This is a genomic window from Salimicrobium album (assembly GCF_900107115.1).
GTDB classification, from domain to species: Bacteria; Bacillota; Bacilli; order Bacillales; family Halobacillaceae; genus Salimicrobium; species Salimicrobium album.
This window is the reverse complement of the sequence record NZ_FNOS01000001.1, coordinates 533,102-556,863: the sequence shown is the minus strand read 5'-3', so window position 1 is coordinate 556,863 and position 23,762 is coordinate 533,102. Positions and strand designations below refer to the sequence as shown.

Genomic DNA, 23,762 nt, shown 5'->3' with positions numbered 1-23,762 from the left:
ATAGAGGAGACTACGAAAAAGGGAGTAGATCGATGAACTGGTTTGAAAAGCTTAATCAGTATTTTCCAATTGAAGAAATGAAATCTCAGGAACATATGGAAGCTCTTTTGAATGAAAAGGGAGATTTATACTACAAAGATGAAGGGGATAAACACGTATTAATGTATGCCGAATTCCCGACTTTCGTCTTTATCGATTATGTGTATGTTTCCTCAAGCGCCCGGGGCGAAGGTCTCGGTCACAAACTGATGGACAGGATGAAGGAAAAGAACAAACCGATTATACTTGAAGTGGAACCGGTCGATTACGAAGATTCGGATACGGAGAAACGCCTCCGCTTCTATCAGCGTGAAGGATTCTCACACGCACAGTCTATTGGATATTCCCGGCGTTCCCTGGCTACGAATGAATGGAGTCAGCTTGAGATTCTGTACTGGTCTCCGGAAGATTACAGTGAAGAGAAAACATTTGAACAGATGAAACAGATGTATAAGGAAATACACACGTATAAAGATAAGAAGTTTTACGGCAAATCCTATCAGCCGGTAGAAGAAGTTCTGCAGCTGGATGAAGAAAGGGCCGTAGACAACATGATTGATTCTCTCGATACTAAAAAGAAAGTTTGAAAAGAGCTCCCGTATCAGTGCGGGAGCTTTTTCAATGAAGGTGTATTAATTGATAATGAAAACTTTGTGAACTTAATCGCTTGCGGGGTTTAAGTAGAGGTCAGACGTGGTATAATAGTATATGTAAGGCAAAACGACACCGAGCATCGCTACCTCAATTTCACCAGTTTTTTGGGAAGCGATATGGATTTTCGGTCCCTATTGTGTTATACTGAACATAAGGATTTAATTAAAGTGATTTTAAACTGATAAACAATTTCGCTTGCAGATATTGTTATATTCCAAAAATGAGGAGTGAAGTCTCACATGGTTACACTTTATACCTCACCAAGCTGTACATCATGCCGTAAAGCCAAAGCCTGGTTAGAAGAGCATAACATTGGATACACGGAAAGAAATATTTTTTCAGAACCTTTGACTATCGATGAAATAAAAGTAATACTCCGAATGACTGAAGACGGGACAGAAGAAATCATATCGAAGAGATCCAAAGTGTTCCAGGAAATGGACACTGATTTCGATCAATTACCAATGCAGGAATTGTTCGATCTTATCCAGGAAAATCCCGGTTTGTTACGCCGTCCTATCATTATTGATGACAAACGGTTGCAGGTCGGATACAACGAAGATGAAATACGCCGCTTCCTTCCAAGGAGCGTTCGAACTTTCCAGTTGAAAGAAGCTCAGCGTCTTGTCAATTGATGTTAAAGGCTATGCCCCGATAAGAGGCATAGCTTTTTTATTAATCAATAATCAACGAACGTGAAAACGATAAATTTCGTTCCTTCTTATCTAGTGACAAAAGAAAATAAATAGTCTAAAATATAATATCAACTTACATTTACTTTATGTGAAAGCAATTTATTTTGAAGCCGAGGGAAGGTATCCTATAATGAAGTCAACAGCACAGGTGAATTATTCGAAAGCAGGGTGTAGACCGTTGCGGATTCGGGTACTGTGTTAAATAATAGAGCAGTCTCTTCAGCCTGTTATACTACCTCGAAGGGAGAGAGACGAAAATGGAAATAGAACGGATTAATGAAAACACTGTTAAGTTTTATATAACGTATCAGGATGTAGAACAACGGGGATTCAATCGCGAAGAAATCTGGTATGACCGGGAGCGCAGCGAGCAGCTTTTCTGGGACATGATGGATGAAGTGAGCGACCAGGAAGATTTCTCTCCGGAAGGGCCGTTGTGGATCCAGGTACAGGCGATGGATAAAGGAATGGAAATTATTGTAACAAAAGCACAACTTTCCCAGGACGGACAAAAGCTGGAATTGCCGGATGAGGAAGACAAGAACATCGACATTCCGATGGATGAGAAACTGGAGTCGTTACTGGAAAGTGAGCCTTCAGAGAAAAGCACTGCAGAAGATAAGAAAGACAATGAAGGTGAGAAAGAAGAAGAAAATAAAGAGCCGTTGTCCTTCGTTCTTCACTTTCCGGATATCGAGGATGTCATTCAGTTGAGCCATTACCTGACATTGCCGGACAGCGTTCACAATGCCTTGTACCATTACGAGGAAGGTTATTATCTAAGTGTTCGCTTCCAGGATGAGAATATGGATGATAGTATCCAGGAAAATTATTTAAGCCGTCTGATGGAATTCGGTTCAGAAACGAAGCACACTGTTCACGTCATTAATGAATATGGTAATCCTATATTTGAAGAAGATGCTCTAAAATCTATCAAAAAGCACTTTTCCGTTTAAGGAAAGTGCTTTTTTTTATGTCGTTCGGAAGTCGGAAAAGAAAGCAGGATTTTCATAATGCGTGACGAATATAATACTTTGAACGGTGGTATAACTTTCATAAAGGAGATGAGACATGTTTTCAGCTTTAGATACACAAGGAACCTTGTTTTCTCTGTATAGACGAACGACAAGGGAAGTTGCACACCTCAAACATATAAAAGCTTTCTACTGTCCTGAATGTAAAGAAAGAGTGCGGCTCCGGCTCAGTGATAAGTACGCTCCGCATTTTGCACATTTACCGGGAAATGCATGTGACCGTAAAGGGGAAACGCTCCAACATCATTCCGGCAAGGTACTTCTATACGAATGGTTGAGAAATCAGAATTTGAATCCTGTTCTGGAATATTACATACCCGCTATCAACCAGCGGCCCGACGTTTACGTGGAATGGAAAAATCGTAAGTTTGCTGTAGAATTTCAATGCTCCGTCATCCCCGCCGAAAAGATAGAACAAAGGACCGTAACGTATCGTGAGGCCGGTATTATTCCGATATGGATTCTGGCTGACGAGAAAGTGACAGGAGATTCCCGACGGATTTCTTCTTCAGCGTTTCTCAGGTCGTTTCTTTACGTATTCAATCTTCAACCCGTCTTCTACACTTTTTCTCCCCCCACAAAAACCTTCTCTATCATATATGTCCGTCAGGCCCTCTCCTCCGCAAAATGGCTCATCAGGAAACAGAGTCGCTCCCTTGAATATCTATCCTTCACTGATCTTTTCCGCATACGTACAGCCGACAAATCTCTTCGGCACTGGCTACAGACCGTCTATTATTACCGGACGACTCCCGCACCACGGAACTTCGGGAAAGAAAATGAATTCCGTCAGTTCCTTTATTCTAAAAATCTATCCCCTTCTCTTCTTCCTTCCGTATGTTTCCTGCCTGTAAGCTGTCAGCCTCTTTATTACGATATATCCGTCAGATGGCAGACGAAGATAATTCTTGCCATGTCTTCTTTGAAGCAGGGAGAGAAGGTGACCTGTCCGCCTGTCTCTGTGTCGGACGCAATCGGCAGCAGAAAGTTCAACCTTGCAGAAGCTTACATGGAGGAACTGGCGGACTTTGGATATGTTCAGAAAATAAAAGAAGGATGGTACAAAGGAAAAGGTGTCCCTTTCCCTAAAAACGTAGAGCAGGCTGTAAGGCAGGACAGGGAATTAATGATACAATTAAGGCGAAGGGACGAATGGTCCTGAGCAGTATAGAATAAGGAGGCTTTTAAGTGGCACAGACGAAAGAACTTCCAAAACGCGAGGACGTGGCTGAAGAGCGCACGTGGAAACTTGAAGATATTTTTGAAACGGATGAGAAATGGTACGAAGAATTTGAGCAGTTAAAAAGAGAAGTGGAAAAAATCCCTCCATTTGAAAATACGCTCGGAAATTCAGCAGAGCGATTGTACGAACTGTTCGATTTTCAGGATCGATTTATGCAAAGGCTCGGGAAGCTGTTCACGTATGCACACATGCGCAGTGACCAGGATACGACGAATGCATATTACCAGGAGATGAATACGAAAGCTGAGACGTTGCTTACTGAAGCGTCTCAGGCAATGAGTTTCATAGTACCCGAAATTTTGGCACTGCCTGAGGGAACGGTTGATAAGTTTCTCGGAGAGTACGAGCCGCTTAAATTATACGAGCACACGTTAAACGAAATCATCCGCCAGAAAGAACATATACTATCCGAGAAAGAAGAGAAATTGCTTGCCGGTTTTTCTGAAGTCGCAGGTGCTCCTGCTCAGACTTTCGGAGCTCTTAATAACGCCGATCTCACTTTCCCTTCCATAAATGATGAGAAGGGGAATGAAGTGGATGTGACACACGGCCGCTTTATCAATTTCCTGAAATCCGACAATCGGAAAGTACGGGAAGATGCTTTTCGTGCTATGTATGATACATTCGGCTCCTTTAAGAACACGTTCGCTTCTACACTCAGTGCTAACGTTAAGAAAAACAATTTCAAGGCGACGGTGCGTAATTACAGCAGTGCGAGAGAAGCGGCGCTCGATTCTAATAAAATACCGGAAACCGTCTATGACAATCTTATCGAAGCGGTACATGACCGTCTTGACCTTATGCACAGATATGTCCGTTTAAGAAAACGGGTTCTCGGACTGGATGAAGTCCATATGTATGACCTTTATACACCTCTGGTCAAAGATGTCGAAATGAAGGTTACGTTTGAAGAAGCGCAGTCGAAAGTGATAGAGGCCCTCAGACCTTTAGGTGAGGATTATACTGCAAAACTTGAAGAAGGATTCAAAAATCGATGGATTGATGTAGAAGAGAACAAAGGGAAAAGAAGCGGGGCCTATTCTTCCGGACATTACGGCACAAACCCTTACATTCTTATGAACTGGCAGGATAATGTGGATAACTTATTCACGCTTGCTCACGAATTGGGTCACTCGCTTCACAGCTACTACACGCATCAGCATCAGCCGTATCGTTACGGGAATTACTCGATTTTCGTAGCCGAAGTCGCTTCCACTACAAATGAAGCATTATTGAACGATTATATGGTGGAACAGACGGATGACGAGAAAGAGAAACTTTTCTTATTGAATAACTACCTGGAAGGTTTCCGGGGCACTGTCTTCCGTCAGACGATGTTTGCTGAATTCGAGCATGAAATCCACAGAAGAGAGCAGGAAGGCGAAGCTCTTACTGCAGAGAGACTGACAGAAATCTATTACAATCTTAATAAAAAGTACTTTGGAGACGATGCGTTTATCGATGAAGATATCGGCCTGGAATGGGCGCGGATTCCTCATTTTTACATGGGATATTACGTCTATCAGTACGCAACCGGCTATTCTGCCGCTACAGCTCTTGCAAGTCAGATTCAGGAGGAGGGGGCTTCCGCTGTGGAACGGTACAAAGATTTCCTTAAAGCCGGAAGCAGCGATTATCCTATTGAAGTCCTTAAAAAAGCCGGTGTCGATATGACATCCAAACAGCCGGTACTGGAAGCGCTCGACGTGTTTGAACAGAAGCTTGACGAAATGGAACGTCTGCTGGAAGGGTGATAGCTTGATTCTCCTGACAAATAAATAGTCGAAGTGAAAGATACTATCAGCTGGCCCCCGGTACAACACCGGGGGTTAAATTTTGCCCTCAGCCTCAGTCCATCCCTGCAAGCTCAAAACAACTGTACCGGCTGCGTTATTCTCGCTTATTGGTATTCATCCCGCACGAGTGGCACAAAAAAAGCTTGCAGAGAAACATAGGGTTTCTCTGCAAGCTGTGGACATCTTATAGATGTCCATCTTTTTAACGTATATATTCCCAAAACACGCCGTGTTTCACAGGTATTTCCTGTACTTTCTGTTTCAGAACGAGTTTGCGCATTTCCCGTCGGGCTTCTTTTTCTGTCCAGTCGTAGACGACAGCGATTTCTTTGTTGGCTACGAACCGGTATTGGTTCATGAATTCTTCCAGGCTTGGTTTTAACGAAGGGGCCGGGTTCTGTTGAAGCATGTCTTTCAAAACTTTAACATAAATATGATATTCATAAAGGCCTGTGATTTTCAGACCGGCATCCTCTTCGGATTCGTTGAAAATAACGAGTGTAGGGGTTTCGTCAACTTCCATTTCCTGTCTAAGTTTCATGTCATCCTGAAGTGCCCGCTTAGCGGTTTCGGAATGAAGATCCCGTTTGAACTCTTCCACATCTATATGACTCTTTTCTGCGCATTCCACCAGTATTTCTTCTTTGGAAACGTCCTGTTTTTCAAGGAATACATACTCCTGAACTTTTCTCAAAAATCTCATACCTGATTTCTTTCCCTGAAATTCGGCGGCTTTCACTGCAAGAGCCGTAGAAAGAGGGGAGTGGACCGGGTTTTCAATCCATACATCACCATCACAGCACATACCTGTGAGGGAAGTAGTCTGATCCCACTGACGCTTCAGGTTCTCGGGTTTCTCTGAGTGGCTCCGCTGCCAGGTGGTAAGAGATCCGCTTAATATGGGACGGATTTTGAAATACCTGCCGTACTCAAGCGTAAGTTTTTTGATGAAAGGTTCAAGAGACCAGCATTCGGGGCAGAGCGGGTCGACGAAAACGTAGATTTCGATAGGCCGCTTCTGCAAATTGAAAAAACCTTCCTCAAAGCCCTGGGATGTTTGATCCGCCTGGCTTAAGCTTCTCCAACTCACATAGATTCCCCTTTCTCGTCTTCCGGAGTATTCATCATATTGTTTGCTGTCATTGTCAGCCTCTCTAATATGATACGTTCATATGGCTGTTCAATACCGACCTCAAAAACGGCTTCTCTCATGCATGAAAGCCAGGCGTCCCTTCTGGTCGGCGTGATGGGAAAAGGCATGTGCCTGGCTCTCAGCATCGGGTGTCCATGTTCCTGAATGTACAGGGGCGGCCCTCCGAAAAATTGAGTCAGAAACTGCTTCTGCTTACGTTTTGTTTCGGTTAAATCGGCCGGGAAAATGGGTGTGAGCTCCGGGTGGGAGGCCACACGTTTATAAAAAGCGTCGACAAGTATCTGCAGCTTTTCGTCTCCGATCGCTTCGTAAATAGATCGATGTTCCTGGGGCATAATTCATCCCTTCCTATCTATATAATCTATTGTAGCAATGAGGAGGGGTGCCGACAACTAATCTGACCTGCCCCTCGCTTCATAGAATCGCTGAATTTTATTTTTCGTTTCTCTTTGAGGGATGGAAAACTTGGAGAGAAGCTCCTGAAAAACTCTCACACCCTGTTCCCGGGAATCGGCTTCGATTTCAAGTTCATAATCGTGTGTCTGAAAATAACGGCTGTAGTCAAGTGTCACTGTTGTCTTCTGATAACTGATTTCCCGTCTCCGGGTGGAAAGAGAACCGAGGTAGTACAAATCGCTGATATCGATTCCAAGATTATTAAGCCGTTTTGTAATGTTCGGCTGAGCGTGTCCTTCATTCCGGATCCACAGGTTGGCTTCGTATTCATCGATTTCATCATGAGTCTCAAGGAGGCCCTCAGGGTGAGGTTCTTTCAGAGTCATTGTCCATCCCGAACCTTTTTGACGTATACGAAGAGCAGCTCCATGCTGTTTCAAAAGAAGCTTTCCTGTTTCGAAATAATAATTGGTCTGACCAAAGAATTCGTCCGGATCAAACGGCAACTCCTCGAGCATTCTCTTATATTCTTCTTCCGTAAGCAAGTTTTTGAACTCAATCTCGATTTCCTGACTCACTACTTCACACTCCTTCAGTAAAAAAATATGATTCGGCTGATGTATGCAGTCTGCTGGTTATGGTATTATGATACAATGGTTTTGAACAAAAAATCACTTCATAACTATTATAAATGAGTGATAAGGTGGTGCGCAGTATGAATTGGGAAGCCTTTTTTGCACCTTACGCCCAGGTAGTCGAGGAACTGAAAGTGAAGCTTAAAGGGATGCGGCAGCAGTATGATTTCGAGGGGGAAGAATCTCCGATTGAATTCGTTACTGGAAGGGTAAAACCAAAGAACAGCATTATTGAAAAAGCAAAAAAGAAAGCGATCAACCCTGAAAACATAGAAGAGGAAATGCAGGACATAGCCGGTGTCCGCGTAGTCTGTCAGTTTGTAAGTGACATTTATGTCATAGCCGCAATGCTGCGTCAGCGCAGCGATCTGTCTATTGTGGAAGAAAAAGACTACGTCACCAGTCAGAAAGACAGCGGCTATCGCTCCTATCATGTCGTTATTTTATACCCGGTAGAGACGATACACGGTCAGAAGAAGGTACTTGCAGAAATTCAGATCCGTACGCTTGCTATGAACTTTTGGGCAACGAATGAACATACGTTGAATTACAAATATTCGGGGCAGATTCCTCCGGAAATAAAGGCACGTTTAAGAAGTGCAGGGGAAGCTGCTTTCCGTCTCGATGAAGAGATGTCCAAGATCAAAGACGAAGTGTATGAGGCGCGGAAAGAATTTCGCAAGAAGGAGGAGTATAAAAAGAAAAACTCCCGGGAATAAGAAAGGTGGGAAAATGATGAAATTCGCTATTTTATCCAAAGGGGACCGCAAATCGAATGAGCTTCGGACGAAGATTAAAAATTACCTAGCCGAATTCAAGCTGGAATACGATGAGGACACCCCGGAACTTGTTATTTCGGTAGGCGGGGACGGAACGCTGCTTGAGGCGTTCCATACGTATTTACACAGGCTGGATGATACGGCCTTCATCGGTATTCATACCGGCCACCTTGGCTTTTACGCCGACTGGATGCCTGAAGAAGTAGAGAAACTGATTATTGAAATCGCCCGCACTCCTTTCCAGGTAGTCGAGTATCCGCTCCTGGAAGTGATGATTAAACAGAAGGAGCACGAGGAAGAAGAACGTCATCTCGCTCTCAATGAGTGTGCGATTAAAACGTCTGAGGGTTCTGTCGTAGTTGATATCGATATTAAAGGGGATCATTTCGAAACCTTCCGTGGAGACGGGCTGTGCATTTCTACCCCTTCAGGCAGTACCGCCTACAACAAAGCACTTGGGGGCGCGATTCTGCACCCCTCCCTGGAAGCGATTCAGGTGACCGAAATGGCGTCGATCAACAACAGGGTGTTCCGTACGGTAGGGTCTCCACTTGTATTACCTGCTCATCACACTTGTGTGTTCCGTCCACTTAATGAGAAAAGCTTTCTTTTTACTATCGACCATTTAACAAGAACTTACAGTAACGTCGAGTCTATTCAGTGCAGAGTGGCTAAAGAGAAAGTGAGATTTGCAAGATTCCGTCCTTTCCCTTTCTGGCGCAGAGTGCACGACTCCTTCATTTCCGATCAGTACAACGATGGGGAGTAACGGATGAAAAAGGCTTTCTCAGTTGTTGTGGAAAAGAAAGTGCAGGATTTCCTTCGTGACGAAGCAGGGATGTCACGCCGAATGGTCAAAGATCTTAAGAAAAACGGAGGATTCTTCCGGAATGGAGCTGTGGTCAGTCATTACGATAAACTCTCACCGGGGGATGTGCTGACTGTAGAATTCCCTGCGGTGCATACTTTACCCGCCGAACCGGAAGCTACTCCGCTGACTGTAGTTTACGAGGATGAGGATGTACTGCTTATCGACAAGCCGGTCGGTATGGTGACCACGCCTTCCTGCCAGCATCCTCATGGTACGGTCGTCCAGGCTGTGCTTCATCATTACACACTGCAGAACTGGAAGCAGACCGTCCATTTGGTTAACAGGCTCGACAGAGATACAGGAGGACTGCTGCTGATAGCGAAACATCCCTACAGTCACTCGCTATTTTATAAAGAAGAGGCGGGACTGAGAAAAGGGTACACTGCCCTTGTTGAAGGAATGATGGAAAGGAAACAAGGCAGGATCACCTCGCCGATCGCCCGGGCGCAAGATTCGATTATAAAAAGAGAAATTTCCGCTGAAGGTAAATCAGCTGTCACCCGTTATGAAGTGCTGGAAGAAATGGGAGACAAAACCCTCGTCAGCGTGGGTCTTGAAACCGGAAGAACGCATCAGATAAGGGTGCACATGGCAAGTATCGGTCACCCTTTGACCGGTGACACGCTCTACGGGGCAGGTCCGTCAGCATGGTCCGAAGGGCAGGCTCTGCACGCAAGTTTTTTACAATTCATCCACCCCTGGACAAAAGAAAAGATGAGTTTCCGCTCTGCGCCTTCTTTTTACCCGAAAGCACGGAAGTTATCGGGCTGAAAAGTCAGCAGGGAAGGGACCTGGACAATTTCTTCTTCCGGGAGGCGCAGAGCTGTCAGTTTATTACCGAAGACACATCCGGTGTCTATATTGACGGTATTGTTAATGAAACGGGGTTCCAGGACAGGCGTATGTCCATAAACGACACGTCTCGAACCGCTGTAATTCAGCGCCCAGTCCACGCGCTCCGGCCTTCCGTCCCGTAGTTTATTACCGGTGACGGGCCCGTAAAGAACGAAAGCGCGTATCCGTTTATTTAAATCACCGATATCCTGAGCCCGGATGCCGGCATGAGCTGCTACAGTATTTATTTCGGGCAGATCCAAATAAACCGGTGCTTCCTCGAACAGCTGCATAAATCGAGTCCGGACCGTTTTCTGCTGCCGATTCGACAGACTCCGGTATTCCTCCACAGTTGTTTCGAGACCGTGTTTCACCTGAACATCATTTCCCAGAAAGAAACGATACAGTTTATCACAGTGATTGCCCGGGATATACAGTCCTTGTCGAGCTTCGATCACTATATCCCAAACGAATTCGATCGTTTTAAGGGAATGTGGACCCCGGTCTGTAATATCTCCGATAAACAGGGGGATTCTTCCTTCGGGGTGGACGGGCACCCCGTTTTCATAACTGTACCCGAGCTCTGTGAACAATTGTTTTAATTCTTCGAGGCAGCCGTGCACGTCACCGATGATGTCGTAAGCCATAGAACATACTCCTTGTCATTGAAAATCGAACATGCCTTTTATGTAAAAAATTATGAGCGTTTCAGTAAGCCTTCTGAATGACAGCTGTCGCTTACACTTACTATATTATAACAAAGGGGGCGGGATAAAATGGAACATTTGGATGAAGAGGAACGCCAATATGCCTGGAACGAGGTGGAAGATTCGCTGAGTGAAGGGAAAATCGACCAGTTTCGGGCCGAATTTCTGGAGCTGCACCCTTATGATCAGGCAAAAGTTTTCGAAGAACTGGAAGAAGAGCTCCGCCAGGTTATTTATACATATGTGTCACCAAAAGAAATGGCGGATGTAATGGAGCACGTAGAACACGAGGAGTCGGAACCATACTTTTCTGAAATGGATCCAAGGTTCGCCTCCGAAGTTTTCGCCGAGATGTCCTCGGACGACGCCGTGGACATTCTGAATCAGCTGGAAAAAGATAAGGTCGCCAGTTTTCTGACGATAATGAACAAAGAAGACGCACAGGAAATCAAGGATCTGCTTCATTACGAAGAGAAGACCGCCGGTTCTATTATGACGACAGAGTACGTTTCCTTGAAAGCCTCCATGAAAGTAAGAGAGGCAATGGAGCATTTGCGTACGGAAGCACCGGACGCCGAGACGATTTACTATACGTACGTAGTGGACGATGACAAAAAACTGGCCGGCGTAATTTCTCTCCGGGATCTGATCATTTCTGAACCGGGCTGGACTATCGAAGAGGCGATGAGCGACCGGGTAGTAAGTGTCTCAGTGGCTAAAGATCAGGAAGAGATTGCTCAGATGATGAGAGATTATGATTTTCTTGCGCTCCCCGTTGTCGACTTCCAGGACCATCTGCTCGGAATCATCACGGTGGATGACATTATGGATGTAATGGATGAAGAAGCAAGTGATGATTACTCCAAGCTGGCCGGTATATCCGATGTGGATGGCCCTAACGATAATGCGTTCACTTCTGCAAAAAAGAGACTCCCGTGGCTTATTATTCTGCTGTTTCTCGGCAGTCTCACGGCAAGTCTGATCAGTCAGTTCGAAGCTCAGCTGAATCAGGTAGCTATCCTGGCTATTTTCATCCCTCTTATCGCCGGTATGGCAGGAAATACGGGTACTCAGGCGCTGGCGGTCGCTATACGCGGAATAGCGACGGGAGAGATCAGGAAGCAGGGGAAAATGCGGATGATGTTAAGAGAAGCTTCCACCGGTCTCATAACAGGAGTCGTCTGTGGTGTTATCATTACCTTAGTAGTGTATGTGTGGCAGGGAAACTTTTTCCTCGGTCTGCTCGTAGGTATATCGATCATGTCCGCTTTAATCGTAGCGACTATTGCAGGAGCCTTCGTTCCGCTGATTATGGATCGACTTAATATCGATCCGGCAGTAGCTTCCGGTCCTTTCATAACAACGATAAACGATTTGATTTCCATACTGATTTATTTCGGTATGGCTTCTGCATTCATGAATTTGCTGGTATAATTGTATTTTTGATAAAGGTATAATAAAATAGGAGCAGGTACTAACAACAAATACTAACCTCAAGGAGGGGTTTTGATGAATTTTTCATTAGAAGGCCGTACATATGTTGTAATGGGTGTGGCCAATAAGAGAAGTATAGCGTGGGGAATTGCCCGTTCTCTTCACGAAGCGGGAGCAAGACTTATTTTCACTTACGTAGGAGAACGTTTCGGTAAGTCGGTCCGTGAACTCGCCGAGTCACTTGAGGGACAGGAGCCTTTATTCTACGAGTGTGACGTGACGGATGACGAATCGATCATTCAGACTTTCGAATCGATCCAGAATGACGTGGGGACCATACACGGTCTAGCGCACTGCATTGCTTTTGCGAACCGTGAAGAACTTAAGGGAGAATTCCTGAACACGAGCCGGGACGGATTTCTTACAGCTCAGAATATAAGTTCCTATTCACTCACGGCAGTTGCCCGTGCAGCCAAACCACTTATGAAAGACGGCGGCAGCATTTTGACTATGACTTATCTCGGTGGAGAGAAAGTCGTCCAGAACTATAACGTGATGGGGGTAGCAAAAGCGAGTCTGGATGCTAATATGCGGTACCTTGCCAGCAACCTTGGTAAAGACAATATCCGTGTAAATGCTATTTCGGCCGGACCGCTCCGTACCCTCAGTGCAAAAGGCGTGGGAGACTTCAATTCGATTCTTGCCGAAATAGAAGAAAGAGCGCCGCTTCGTCGTCCGGTTACGCAGGAAGAGGTAGGAGATACTGCTTATTATCTTCTTAGTGACCTTTCCCGCGGCGTAACAGGAGAAATTATCCACGTTGATTCAGGGTTCAATATTATCGGTTTTTAAGTGTACAGATAGCGATGCCTCTCTCAAAACCGGAGGGGCATCTTTTTTAGTTTCCGGACATCAGGAAGCTATTAAGGAAGACTTCGCAATTAAGCAATGGTTTCGTTATAATAAAGGGGAAAGGAGGGAGGGCATGCGTCAGACTCCCGCAAATCTCATTGAAGAAACGGCTGTCAGTGCCTGGAGGTTAACGGCTGTGTTGTATCTTATCATCCCCGTTGCTCTTCTCGCCGGTTCGATAGCAGCTTTTGTATACATATCATGGCCCTGGTGGGTCATCGCTATAGCAGTCTCCCTGCTGATAATTGACATAATTTTTTCTGTATTTCTTATTCCCAGGCTAAGATGGCGGCGCTGGAGATATGAAGTTTTTGAGCAGGAAGTTTATATTCAGCATGGCATCATTATCAGGAGAAGAACGCTAGTTCCTATGCTTCGTGTTCAGCACGTAGATACGAAACAGGGACCGATCCTGAAGAAATTCTCTCTTGCTACGGTGACGATATCGACTGCAGCGACGACTCACGAAATACCGGCGCTGACCGAGGAGGAAGCTTCCGGGTTGCGGGACAGAATTTCGGAACTTGCGAGGGTGGAAGAAAATGATGTATGAAAAACGTCTCCATCCTGCCTCCATCGTTTTTCAGTTCTTCCGTTCTCTGAAAGACGCAGCGCTCGGTTTTCTGCCTGTCCTTTTTATCATTTTCAACAGCGGTGCTTCGTGGTACGAATTCGCAGGTGTCGGGTTACTGCTTGTAATTCTGCTTGTTTTCTCTATTGTGAAATGGTTCAGGTTCTCTTATGTGGTTACAGGAGAAGAATTACAGATTAAGCAGGGGATCTTTGTACGCAGGGAACGCCGTATTTCCAAACACAGAATACAGTCGATAGATCTTACTCAAACCCTTCTGCACCGGATTTTCGGTTTGACGAAAGTGCAGATCGAAACCGCTGGAAGCGACGAGAACGTAGATGCTTCCCTTGCTGCGGTCACGTTTGAAGAAGGGGAGCGGGTTTCGGGAAATCTGAAACATAAAGGGGAAAGAACAGAAGAAGATTATGAAAAAGTATATCCGGAAGAAGTGATGAGCTATTCCAGACTGGCGCTTACCGGAGCAACTTCCGATAATGCGATAATTATTTTTGGTCTGCTTTGGCTTCTGTTTTCCCAGGCCAATCAGATTATTCCGGAACAGATGTATGAAGATGCCACCAGATGGCTGTTTTCATTAGCTGTACAGTTTCTTATCTTCCTTGTTCTTATATCGGTCCTCATCGTATGGGGAGCGGGTATTCTCTGGACGATGGTCAAGTATGCGAATTTCACGATTACAAGATATGAAACGGAACTGTACATGAGATACGGACTTATCGAGAAGCGGCAGCGCACGATTCCTGTTAACAGAATTCAGGCAGTTATCGTAAAAGAGAATATCATCAGACAACTGCTCGGTCTTTGTTATGTGTATGTAGAGGTAGCCGGAGGCGTGAATGGGGGAAAAATGGAGGGGAGTACGGTTTACCTGCTTCCGTTATTAAAAAAGAACGACGTGCCCGATTTCCTTAATAAATACCTTCCGGAGTACTATCGGGACAAACCTGGGATGAAAAGACCACCGCTAAGGAGTCTTCCCTATTATATATGGGGAAGTCTACTCGTGTCGTTAACGTCAGTTATCGTCGTTTCATTGACAGTACCCGCATGGGTGCTCCTCCCCGTCGCAGCCCTTGTGTTATTCCCGGGGTGGGGAGTGATCCGCTGGCGGACCTCAGGTATCTCATTTGATGAAACTTATTTAAACCTTCAGTATCGGAAAGTCAGCAGAGAAACTGTGACGTTAAAACGTGCACGTCTCCAGGCGTTCGAGAAAAAAGATACGTGGCTTTACAGAAAACAGGGACTGGCGACGATCGATGCAGCTATTCTGAATAACGCCCAGGGCAGGCACTTCGTGGTGCCGGCCTTATGGGAAGAGCACGTTGCGAAAGCTTCGGAAACTTTTTCAAAAGTGCCCGGGATCCATAAAAAAATTGAATGAAGAAAGGAGAGGGAAGTATTAACATTCCTATTTTATATGAAGATAATCACTTGCTTGTCGTGGAGAAACCGATGAATGTGCCGGTGCAGGAAGATGCGAGCGGGGATGAAGATCTGCTGAGCATTCTAAAAAATGATATCAAAGAAAGATACAATAAACCCGGGAACGTTTATCTGGGGCTCGTACATCGCCTGGATCGTCCGGTAGGCGGAGTGATGGTCTTCGCGAAAACTTCCAAAGCTGCCTCCCGTCTCTCGGATCAGATCAGAAGAAATGCCATGGAGAAATATTATTTGGCGATCTCGAGAGGGAGTATGGATTCACCGAAGGCCCGGCTGAAAGACTACCTCGTCAAAGACCGGAAGAAGAATGAGGTCTATGTCGTAGGTAAGGATCATAGACGCGGGAAAGAAGCGGAACTTGAATATGAAGTAAAGCAGGAAGAATCCGGGATGAGTCTCCTGGAAATAGATCTTTATACCGGTCGTCCCCATCAGATAAGAGTCCAGCTCGCCCACCAGGGAGCACCGATCTATGGAGATCAGAAATACGGAGGGAAAGTCAATCACCCGGGTCAGCAGATTGCTCTCTGGTCTCACAGGCTCGTACTTTCTCACCCTGTGAAAAAAGAGGATATGACATTCGAATCTATGCCACCGGATCAGTATCCCTGGAATGTCTGGCCGGAATACACGAATCGGGATATGTAACATAAACGAATCGCTACTGTACGCAGTACCGGTTCGTTTTTTGCGTATTATATCAAAAAAGGGGGTATAGAGATAAGAAAGAGGAGGGAGAATGATGGGCTATATCTTACCTGTTAACCATTATCAGTATCAGGATTACCATCAGCGCATCACGGAACGACAGCAAGCTCCGCGGGGAATAGAAAAAGCCTGGAAAATTGTCCTTGATCAGAAAGTGAAGGAACGCAGGCAGACGAGAGAAGAGGACAGGCTGGAATACCAACAGATCAGCGGGTTGCTATACGCGCCTTCGACGGTTCATAAAACTCATAGCAGAAACTCATCTTTACCTCTTCATACTCAGGAAAAAATTTACTCACGGGTAACAGGAAAAGGTTCCTTTTTCAGCGAATCCGTATAGTATAGCTGGAAAGGGGAGAAGATATATGGAATTCAGGAAACTGACGGAACATGTCAATTATTTTGATGGTGTTGTAAATATCGGCTACGTACAAAGCGGCGATACGGGTCTTTTGATTGATGCGGGAATCGATGACTCGACTGTAAAAAAAGCAGTTCGATACCTGAGAGAGAATGAGTTCCCGCTTACCCACCTTTTTCTTACTCATGCACATGCGGACCATTACGGGGGAGCGGCATTTTTACGGAAGAAGTACGGGGTGATCACTATCGCTCCGAAATTTGAAGCAGCAATTATGGAGAATCCGGCAATTGAACCTTTATATCTATCCTCCGGTAATGACCCTCTCCCTGAGACGCGGAATAAATTTCTGGAAGGACCTCCGGTGAAAATTGACCGGGTAGTTGAAGAAGGAACAGTGCAAATCGGGGAAGTGGAAGCACGAATGATTACGTTTCCCGGTCACAGTTACAACCAGGGCGGGCTGGTAATAGATAACATATTATTCGCCGCTGACAGCTATTTCGGTCCTGAGTACATTCATAAACATAAAATACCTTACATTACTGACAGCTCGTTCCACGAAGCCTCTCTTCACAAATTATTGGATCTTAAAGTGCTTGGAGCCGTACCGGGCCATGGCGTATTTGAACAGGATTTTAAAAAGACAGTGCGGACCAACCTGGATTATTACGAAAAATTAACTGAGTATATGAAGGAATGGATACGGAAGCACGGAGAAGTGTCGCATGAAGAATTGGTAGCCGGCATGTGCCGGACTTATGGAGTGGAAACGCAGCATGTTTCAGCCTGGCTGTTATACCGGACGGCGGTTACAGCTTTTGCTAATGGACTTATGAGAAATGGAGAGGTTACTTCCTTTTTAAAAGATTACCGACTGTTTTTTTCTTTGAAATAAAAGGATGGCACGATACGAGTTCCATGACCATATTAATTTAATATTACCCGGGAAATGTCAATGAAAGCGTTAACAAAATGTTTGACAAATTTGTGAACAAGGGTAATAATAGTAGTAAGAGGTGATGGAAATGAACTCTAAAACTTTAAACACTGTGCAATACGTCGGAGCAACTCTTCTCATTATGGGTACTGTGACATTTTTGTTAAGTATAATGGGACTTGGAGACCGCACGTTGACTATGATCGGAGTTGGTCTCGTAATGGGTTCAGTCTTCATTTTTATGATGGGATTGTTCCTGTCACTATCCGAAGAATTAACGGTCCGTTACAAAAAAGAAAACCGGCGATTCAATCAATAAAATGAAATGAAGAATGCCCTAATTTTTTTGGAATTAGGGCTTTGTTATGGAAATTGGAATAGATCAATGGAGGAGCAGAGCTATGGATACGGAATGCAGATTACTGGAGACAGGGGACGCCCTGGAATTTCTTGAATTAAGTAAAGAACTAGATGAATCGGGAAATATGCTGTATGCACCCGGGGAAAGAGAGATAAGTGTGAAGGAACAGGAAGAAATGATCCGGAATGTTAATGAAGACCGTTCGACAGATTTGTTTATAAGTGAAGAGAATGAAGAAATCACGGGCTTTATTATGCTTCGAGGTAGTGCACTGGAAAGGGCCCGTCATTGTGCATACATAGCTCTTGGAGTAAAGGAAAGTCAAAGAGGCAAAGGAACAGGTAAGCAGCTCCTGCGAAGAGGCTTTCGCTGGGCCAGAGAGCGGGGAGTGACCCGGCTTGAGCTGACCGTACTTACACACAACGCTGCTGCTATTCATTTATACAGGCAAATGGGCTTCAAAATAGAAGGTGAAAAAGTGAATTCCCTGAAAATAGAAGGGGAATACATAAATGAATACTATATGTATAAATTGCTTAAATGAAAGAAACAGGCAGAGTTTGTCTCTGCCTGTTTCTTTATTCCACGTGATTTTCCACTCGTCTGTCTGTGGTTCAGATTAATTAATATCCCCAGACCATAGCCAGTAATGAACCGAACACGATGGCCAGGGCGATGAAAATACCATAGTAAGTGTTCAAATAAATGGAATCTGAATCAGGTGATTCTCCCGCGTGCATAAATACCACAAGCTGAAGTCCTGCCTGTGTAAAAGCAGTAAGCAGAAGAACTACCATGCCAACTGTAAAACTCATATCAAGAAAATAGACGAGCAGGGCAATCACCGTTAAAGCGAGAGAAGCGACGAAACCTGTAACCTGTTTAGCCGGAAATAGTTCTCTCATATTACATCATTCCTTTCAGGTAGACGAAGCTGAAAATGAAAATCCAAACGACGTCCAGAAAGTGCCAGTACAGGGAAAAGATGAATGTTTTGTTGGCTGTACGTGGCGTAAATCCGTGCTTGACGATTTGTACGATGATCCCGGCTCCCCAGAAGAGACCGAAGGAGACGTGGGCTCCGTGCGTACCGAGAAGAGTGAACAACCCGGCGGAAAAAGCACTTGTCTGAAGAGACAGGCCTTCGTGTACGTACTCGTAAAATTCATAAATCTCAACTCCGACGAACCCGGCCCCTAATACAAGAGTAATTGCCAGGAATGTCAGCGTAGCACCTTTTCGGCCGAGACGCATAGCATTGACCCCGAGACCTATCGTAAAACTGCTGGTCAGAAGGACGAACGTCTGAATCATTAAGGTAGAGATGACGAAAAGCTGGCCACCGGAAGGTCCATCTGCGATGCGACCTTCCATAATGAAATAGGTGGCGAAAAGGGTAGCGAATAACGCGATTTCAGCCCCTATAAAGACCCAGAAACCGATAATGTTCAAAGCGTTAGTTTCCGTGCTGTATTCCATTGGTGTAGAGTGCTCTGTACTCATCGCGTCTCACCTCTCTTATCGTTTTCGGTATCTCTTATTTCCTGTTCATGAATATGACGGCCGTCGTCCTGTTCAAAGGAACGTATGAAGAGAAGGACGGCTATACCGGCAGCGGCAACGTAGACGACTGGCCACAGACTGAAGACGAGACCAAACCCTGCAACAAAGAAGAAAGCTGCCATAATGAATGGCTGTCCACTGTTATTAGGCATATGGATGTCTTTTATCTCCTCTTTGAAAAGCGTTTTCCCTTCATATTTCGAGTCCCAGAATGGTTCGCGTGAATCGACTTGCGGGGTAACCGCAAAGTTGTATTCCGGCACCGGTGTACGGGTAGCCCATTCAAGGGTGCGTGCATCCCATGGATCGTCTCCGATATCACGGGTCGCATAGCGGGCACTGTAATATACGTTAAATACAATCAGTATAAAGCCCATTGCAAGACCGAGAGCACCGAAGAACGACAGAAGGTTCCAGATTCCGAAACCGGCAACCTCGGAATACGTATACATACGACGTGCCTGGCCATCGAGCCCTGAGATGAACATAGGGAAGAAGGCGAGACAGGTACCGATTGCAATGTTCCAGAATGCCCATTTTCCTATCTTCTCGTTCAGCATGAAACCGAACATCTTCGGCCACCAATACGTCATCCCGGCAAGCATTGCAAATACAACCCCTGGGATGATTACGATGTGGAAGTGTGCCACAAGGAACATCGTATTGTGATACTGATAGTCGGCACTGGCGATACCGAGCATGACCCCGGTAACACCTCCGATTGTAAATATCGGAATAAATCCGAGAGAATACAACATAGGCACCGTAAATTGAATTTTCCCTTTCCACATCGTGAACAGCCAGTTGAATATTTTAATACCCGTAGGTATAGCGATGGCCATTGTAGTGATGGAGAAAATACTGTTTACGAGAGCACCCTGCCCCATCGTAAAGAAGTGGTGTACCCAAACGAGGAAAGCAAGGGTCGAAATAACTACAATAGCGACGACCATGGATGTATAGCCGTACAGGTTCCGTTTGGAGAACGTAGAAATAACTTCACTGTATATACCGAAAGCCGGGAGCACCAGAATGTAAACTTCGGGGTGACCCCATACCCAGAAGAAGTTGGCCCACAGCATCGCCATTCCTCCGTTATCCATTGTGAAGAAATGGGTTCCGAACAGACGGTCCATGGTACCCATAGCCAAAGCTACTGTCAGTACCGGGAAAGCAAATGTTATTAACAGGTTGGTAATAAGCGCCGACCAGGTGAAAAGCGGCATTTTCATCAGTTTCATGCCCGGGGCACGCATTTTGAAAATCGTAACGATGAAGTTAATACCGGTAATCAACGTACCCAGTCCGGCAATCTGTAACGCGATCATGTAATAGTTGGTCCCGATGTGTGGGGACAGTTCGTTACCGGCGAGCGGGAAGTACGATGTCCAACCGGAGCTCGGTGATCCCCCGATGACGAACGACAGGTTGAAAAGCATCGCTCCCATGAAATACAACCAGAAACTGAGGGCGTTCAGTCTCGGGAAAGCAACGTCGCGCGCTCCGATTTGCAAAGGAACGACGAAGTTCATTAAAGCTGTAATAAAAGCCATGGCCATGAAGAAAATCATGACAACGCCGTGGGTGGTGAATATTTCATTATATTCGGCTGCGCTTAATAGTTCGTTACCGGGCATGGAAGTTTGGGCACGCATCATCAGCGCGTCGACTCCGCCCCTGAAAAGCATAAGCAGTGCAGAAATCAAATACATGATTCCTATTCTTTTATGATCAACCGTCGTCAACCACTCACTCCACAAGTATCCCCACTTTTTGAAATAGGTGATACCGGCAAGGACCGCAATCAGTGTAAGACCGATTGCGACCATAGATAAATAAATGGTGGGAGTTGGGTTAGGTACGGCAAATTGTTTAAAAAACTCCATCCATAAGACTCCTCTCTTTTAATGGTCCGACTGCTCTTGCTCCATTTCTTTCTTCATTTCTTCCTCGCTCATCTCCCCGTGCTCCTCAGGAGGAGGGCTGAAATCAAGATGAGTACTGCTGAAGGTTTTCTGGCCCAGATGTCCGGGTTCGAGCAGTTTATTGAATGTTTTTTCATCCAAAGGTTCCGCAGTATTTTTTACTTCTTTCACCCATTCATCGAACTCTTTCTGGGAGACAGCACTCACGTTGAAGGTCTGTTCAGCGAACCCTTCACCGGAGAAGTTGGCATTACGTCCCTGCATTTCTCCTTCTTCCGTAGCGGCAAGATTCAGAGTTGTAACCATTCCTGTCATAGCGTATTTTTGACCGGCCAATTGAGGAATCCAGAAACTCGAAATGGCATCGAAAGAATATAAGCGGAACTCTACAGGGCGGTCAGTAGGAAGGAAAAGATAGTTTACAGTCTCAATATCTTCTTCCGGATAACTGAAATGCCATTTCCAGTTGGAGGAAGCAGCATAAATTACCATAGGCTCCTCATCTTTGAACTGTTTCGGCACGCTTTCTGCTTCATATGTGCTTTGTACAGAGACGAAGGAAAGGAATACGATGATCAATACCGGAATACCAATTGTGGTTATCTCCACCCAGATGTTCCCTTTCACTATCGGTGGTCTGTAGTCCGATGGTGTTTTTGTCGAGCGATATTTAACCAGGATATATATTAAGATAACGAAGACCACGACAACAACGAATAGCATAGTCCATATAGATATCCATATGACATCTTTTAATAGTGCTGCCTGTGGTCCCATGGGATCAAAGACAGTTAACGGTTCGCATCCGCTCAGGAAAAGTAAAAAAGACAAAAGCAAACCGGAAAATAGCCACTGTTTCTTCATGTTCAGACTCCTTTCTGAATTAACTGCTGTTAATGCGTGTTTCCATCATAGGGGCTTTATACAGACTTTCGCAACGAATATGACAACAGTTCACAAATTGTTCATGTATGTTGAATGAATTGTCACGAAAAAATGTCGGTCCTGTGAATAATGTGACAAAAAGGCGGAAGAAAAGACACAGAATCAATGTTTGTCAGCACTGCCATCACCGGATTGTTATGTACGGTTTTATCGTCATAAAAACACGGAGCGATGGATCTCCTCTTCAGAAAAAATGTCCTGAAGTTTCAGCTTCAGGACATGATTTCAATAAACAGTTCCACAAGTTTGGGGTCGAACTCCTTGCCCGAATACTTTTTAAGCTCCTGTAATGCTTCCTCTTTAGAAATAGCAGGGTGATAAGGGTGGTCACTGACCATCGCATCATACGCCTCGCAGATATGGATAATGCGGGCCTCTAACTTAATGTCTTCCCCTTCCAGGTTAAGAGGATATCCACGGCCGTCATAATGTTCATGGTGGGTGAGTACGATCATTGATAAATCCGCGAACTCTTCGGAAGCATTCAATATCCGGTGCCCAATTTCCGGATGTCGCTGCACGAGTTCATTCTCTTCCGCAGTTAGCGGAGTATCCTTGTTGAGAATAGAGTGATCAATGGTGATTTTCCCTATATCATGGAGCATTCCTGCCGTCTTCAGGTTCAATAGTCTCGTTTCATCAAGATCCAGAGCCTGACCCAATTTTTCGGCCAGGCTGCTCACACGCTGGGAGTGGGCTTCTTCACGCGGGACTTTTTCGAAAAGACTGGCCATCATACTGTTGATATAGCTGGTCCGATGGCTGTTTCGCTGGAACAGTTTATTTCTATACATCCGGTTCTCTGCATATTGAAGAACTTCCTCGGTGGACTGGAAGGCCATTTTTTTGACAGAGGAGCCGAAAGAAGTAGTGATGTATAATTTATTATCGCCTTCAATTACACAGGATTTCACTAACTGGGCACGTATTTCCTTCACTTCTTTTTCGGACGTGTTCGGGAGAATAATAGCGAATTCATCCCCTCCGATGCGGAATACTTCATCATTCGTTCTGGTGTTTTCCGAAAGCGCTTCGGAAACTTTTTTTACAACGTTGTCCCCTTCGGGGTGACCGAAGGCATCATTGATAAGTTTCAAACCGTTGATATCTCCCAGTATAAATCCAAGTGGGAAATTTTGGGATGTATCCATTTCCTGAACTTTTTTCTCGAAGTAACGACGATTGTACAGTCCTGTCATTTCATCATGGATGGAAAGGTGTTCAATGTGTTTCTGGTAATTGACGTTTTCTGTCTGATCGATACAGGCGATTCTATACTCACCTTTATTAATCACGTTACTTTCCATATGCACATGTTTTTCTTTTCCGTTTATGTCCAGAGTAATATCTATCGGCTGTATATCCTTCTGATGTTCGAGTTGTTTCGTATGGAAATAAAAAGCATCCTGGCTATCTTCGCTGATCCACTCAAACAGTTTTGAACCTGTCAGATCCTCGTTTTCAAAGAGAGAGGAAGCTTTCCTGTTGCAGTCCGTAATGGAAAAGGAACCATCTACAGTCAGGTAAGAAGTAGGGGCTTCATAAAACAAAGATTCATAATTTTCTTTTACCAGTACCAACTCATGATTTGTCCGTTTCAACTCTTCGTTCTGAAAACGGAGTTCTTCATGGTAGACCGACAGTGTAGAAAGAATTTCCTCTTTTGTTTCGTTTTTGTAGTCTTCAATATTGTTCCCCTGAAGAATTTGTTCGATTATTTCTTCCATACGTTCCAT

General features: G+C 45.0%; 26 protein-coding genes. 17 read left to right on the top strand and 9 right to left on the bottom strand.

From position 1 onward, the window contains the following. The first annotated feature begins 32 nt into the window (after window positions 1-32). From BLU03_RS02760 to pepF, 5 genes are all read left to right on the top strand, one after another. Window positions 33-626, top strand: coding sequence for a GNAT family N-acetyltransferase (locus BLU03_RS02760; protein WP_093105419.1), 594 nt, complete (start codon window positions 33-35; stop codon window positions 624-626). Window positions 627-932: 306 nt separating this feature from the next. Beyond that, window positions 933-1,328 carry a transcriptional regulator SpxA gene (spxA, locus tag BLU03_RS02755; RefSeq protein WP_008590078.1) on the top strand — a complete coding sequence of 132 codons (396 nt, stop codon included), beginning with the start codon at window positions 933-935 and terminating at the stop codon, window positions 1,326-1,328. A 317-nt stretch (window positions 1,329-1,645) separates the two neighbouring features. Continuing rightward, a complete protein-coding gene (gene mecA / locus BLU03_RS02750; protein ID WP_008590076.1) occupies window positions 1,646-2,344 on the top strand; it encodes an adaptor protein MecA in 699 nt (232 codons plus the stop codon). A 115-nt stretch (window positions 2,345-2,459) separates the two neighbouring features. After that, window positions 2,460-3,584, top strand: coding sequence for a competence protein CoiA (locus tag BLU03_RS02745; protein WP_093105417.1), 1,125 nt, complete (start codon window positions 2,460-2,462; stop codon window positions 3,582-3,584). Between the two features lie 26 nt (window positions 3,585-3,610). Further along, window positions 3,611-5,419 carry an oligoendopeptidase F gene (pepF, locus tag BLU03_RS02740; RefSeq protein WP_008590073.1) on the top strand — a complete coding sequence of 603 codons (1,809 nt, stop codon included), beginning with the start codon at window positions 3,611-3,613 and terminating at the stop codon, window positions 5,417-5,419. Between the two features lie 244 nt (window positions 5,420-5,663). Here pepF and BLU03_RS02735 read toward each other — a convergent pair whose 3' ends face one another. From BLU03_RS02735 to BLU03_RS02725, 3 genes are read right to left on the bottom strand one after another with little or no spacing between them, the layout of a single operon-like run. Then, window positions 5,664-6,551: a ClpXP adapter SpxH family protein gene (locus BLU03_RS02735; RefSeq protein WP_093105414.1), complete on the bottom strand. Its 888-nt coding sequence runs from the start codon at window positions 6,549-6,551 to the stop codon at window positions 5,664-5,666. Next, window positions 6,548-6,949: a globin domain-containing protein gene (locus BLU03_RS02730; RefSeq protein ID WP_008590069.1), complete on the bottom strand. Its 402-nt coding sequence runs from the start codon at window positions 6,947-6,949 to the stop codon at window positions 6,548-6,550. The genes BLU03_RS02735 and BLU03_RS02730 overlap by 4 nt, the downstream gene beginning before the upstream one ends. A gap of 57 nt (window positions 6,950-7,006) precedes the next feature. After that, window positions 7,007-7,588, bottom strand: coding sequence for a CYTH domain-containing protein (locus tag BLU03_RS02725; RefSeq protein WP_076569171.1), 582 nt, complete (start codon window positions 7,586-7,588; stop codon window positions 7,007-7,009). 137 nt (window positions 7,589-7,725) lie between these two features. Between BLU03_RS02725 and BLU03_RS02720 the strand changes: the two genes are divergently transcribed. The 3 genes from BLU03_RS02720 to BLU03_RS02710 are packed head-to-tail and all read left to right on the top strand — an operon-like array spanning window position 7,726 to window position 10,066. After that, window positions 7,726-8,364: a GTP pyrophosphokinase gene (locus BLU03_RS02720; RefSeq protein WP_008590064.1), complete on the top strand. Its 639-nt coding sequence runs from the start codon at window positions 7,726-7,728 to the stop codon at window positions 8,362-8,364. Between the two features lie 16 nt (window positions 8,365-8,380). Further along, entirely contained in the window at window positions 8,381-9,193 is an 813-nt protein-coding gene (locus BLU03_RS02715) for an NAD kinase (protein ID WP_008590062.1), read from the top strand. A gap of 3 nt (window positions 9,194-9,196) precedes the next feature. Then, window positions 9,197-10,066 (top strand): RluA family pseudouridine synthase, encoded by an 870-nt coding sequence (locus BLU03_RS02710; RefSeq protein ID WP_076569173.1) that lies wholly within the window; start codon window positions 9,197-9,199, stop codon window positions 10,064-10,066. On the opposite strand, the gene prpE is transcribed toward BLU03_RS02710, so the two are convergent. Beyond that, entirely contained in the window at window positions 10,036-10,776 is a 741-nt protein-coding gene (gene prpE, locus BLU03_RS02705; protein WP_076569175.1) for a bis(5'-nucleosyl)-tetraphosphatase PrpE, read from the bottom strand. The genes BLU03_RS02710 and prpE overlap by 31 nt on opposite strands. Window positions 10,777-10,905: 129 nt before the next feature. Here prpE and mgtE point away from each other — a divergent pair, with 129 nt between their 5' ends. The 9 genes from mgtE to BLU03_RS02660 all read left to right on the top strand — a co-directional run bounded on the left by mgtE (window position 10,906) and on the right by BLU03_RS02660 (window position 18,137). Further along, window positions 10,906-12,270 (top strand): magnesium transporter, encoded by a 1,365-nt coding sequence (mgtE, locus tag BLU03_RS02700; RefSeq protein ID WP_093105411.1) that lies wholly within the window; start codon window positions 10,906-10,908, stop codon window positions 12,268-12,270. A 75-nt stretch (window positions 12,271-12,345) separates the two neighbouring features. After that, window positions 12,346-13,122 carry an enoyl-ACP reductase FabI gene (gene fabI / locus BLU03_RS02695; protein WP_008590055.1) on the top strand — a complete coding sequence of 259 codons (777 nt, stop codon included), beginning with the start codon at window positions 12,346-12,348 and terminating at the stop codon, window positions 13,120-13,122. Between the two features lie 133 nt (window positions 13,123-13,255). Beyond that, window positions 13,256-13,735 (top strand): PH domain-containing protein, encoded by a 480-nt coding sequence (locus tag BLU03_RS02690; RefSeq protein WP_008590053.1) that lies wholly within the window; start codon window positions 13,256-13,258, stop codon window positions 13,733-13,735. Beyond that, window positions 13,725-15,161, top strand: a complete 1,437-nt coding sequence (locus BLU03_RS02685) for a PH domain-containing protein (RefSeq protein ID WP_093105409.1) — start codon at window positions 13,725-13,727, stop codon at window positions 15,159-15,161. The genes BLU03_RS02690 and BLU03_RS02685 overlap by 11 nt, the downstream gene beginning before the upstream one ends. Continuing rightward, complete coding sequence (locus BLU03_RS02680; RefSeq protein WP_234972546.1) at window positions 15,158-15,871, top strand: RluA family pseudouridine synthase; 714 nt, start codon at window positions 15,158-15,160, stop codon at window positions 15,869-15,871. The genes BLU03_RS02685 and BLU03_RS02680 overlap by 4 nt, the downstream gene beginning before the upstream one ends. A 94-nt stretch (window positions 15,872-15,965) precedes the next feature. Further along, complete coding sequence (locus BLU03_RS02675; RefSeq protein WP_008590046.1) at window positions 15,966-16,271, top strand: hypothetical protein; 306 nt, start codon at window positions 15,966-15,968, stop codon at window positions 16,269-16,271. 25 nt (window positions 16,272-16,296) lie between these two features. After that, a complete protein-coding gene (locus BLU03_RS02670; RefSeq protein ID WP_093105406.1) occupies window positions 16,297-17,190 on the top strand; it encodes an MBL fold metallo-hydrolase in 894 nt (297 codons plus the stop codon). A gap of 130 nt (window positions 17,191-17,320) precedes the next feature. Then, window positions 17,321-17,551, top strand: a complete 231-nt coding sequence (locus BLU03_RS02665; RefSeq protein WP_008590042.1) for a hypothetical protein — start codon at window positions 17,321-17,323, stop codon at window positions 17,549-17,551. A gap of 82 nt (window positions 17,552-17,633) precedes the next feature. After that, a complete protein-coding gene (locus BLU03_RS02660; protein ID WP_008590040.1) occupies window positions 17,634-18,137 on the top strand; it encodes a GNAT family N-acetyltransferase in 504 nt (167 codons plus the stop codon). Window positions 18,138-18,216: 79 nt separating this feature from the next. Here the strand turns inward: BLU03_RS02660 and qoxD are convergent, their stop codons facing one another. The 5 genes from qoxD to BLU03_RS02635 form a co-directional block, all read right to left on the bottom strand. Then, complete coding sequence (gene qoxD / locus BLU03_RS02655; protein WP_093105404.1) at window positions 18,217-18,498, bottom strand: cytochrome aa3 quinol oxidase subunit IV; 282 nt, start codon at window positions 18,496-18,498, stop codon at window positions 18,217-18,219. A 1-nt stretch (window position 18,499) separates the two neighbouring features. Further along, the gene (qoxC, locus tag BLU03_RS02650) at window positions 18,500-19,096 is read right to left on the bottom strand and encodes a cytochrome aa3 quinol oxidase subunit III (protein WP_008590035.1); all 597 of its coding nucleotides are present in this window, start codon (window positions 19,094-19,096) and stop codon (window positions 18,500-18,502) included. Continuing rightward, window positions 19,093-21,042: a cytochrome aa3 quinol oxidase subunit I gene (gene qoxB, locus BLU03_RS02645; RefSeq protein ID WP_076569188.1), complete on the bottom strand. Its 1,950-nt coding sequence runs from the start codon at window positions 21,040-21,042 to the stop codon at window positions 19,093-19,095. The genes qoxC and qoxB overlap by 4 nt, the downstream gene beginning before the upstream one ends. Before the next feature lie 18 nt (window positions 21,043-21,060). Further along, window positions 21,061-21,945 (bottom strand): cytochrome aa3 quinol oxidase subunit II, encoded by an 885-nt coding sequence (gene qoxA, locus BLU03_RS02640; RefSeq protein WP_093105401.1) that lies wholly within the window; start codon window positions 21,943-21,945, stop codon window positions 21,061-21,063. Between the two features lie 293 nt (window positions 21,946-22,238). After that, the gene (locus BLU03_RS02635) at window positions 22,239-23,762 is read right to left on the bottom strand and encodes an HD domain-containing phosphohydrolase (RefSeq protein WP_093105399.1); all 1,524 of its coding nucleotides are present in this window, start codon (window positions 23,760-23,762) and stop codon (window positions 22,239-22,241) included.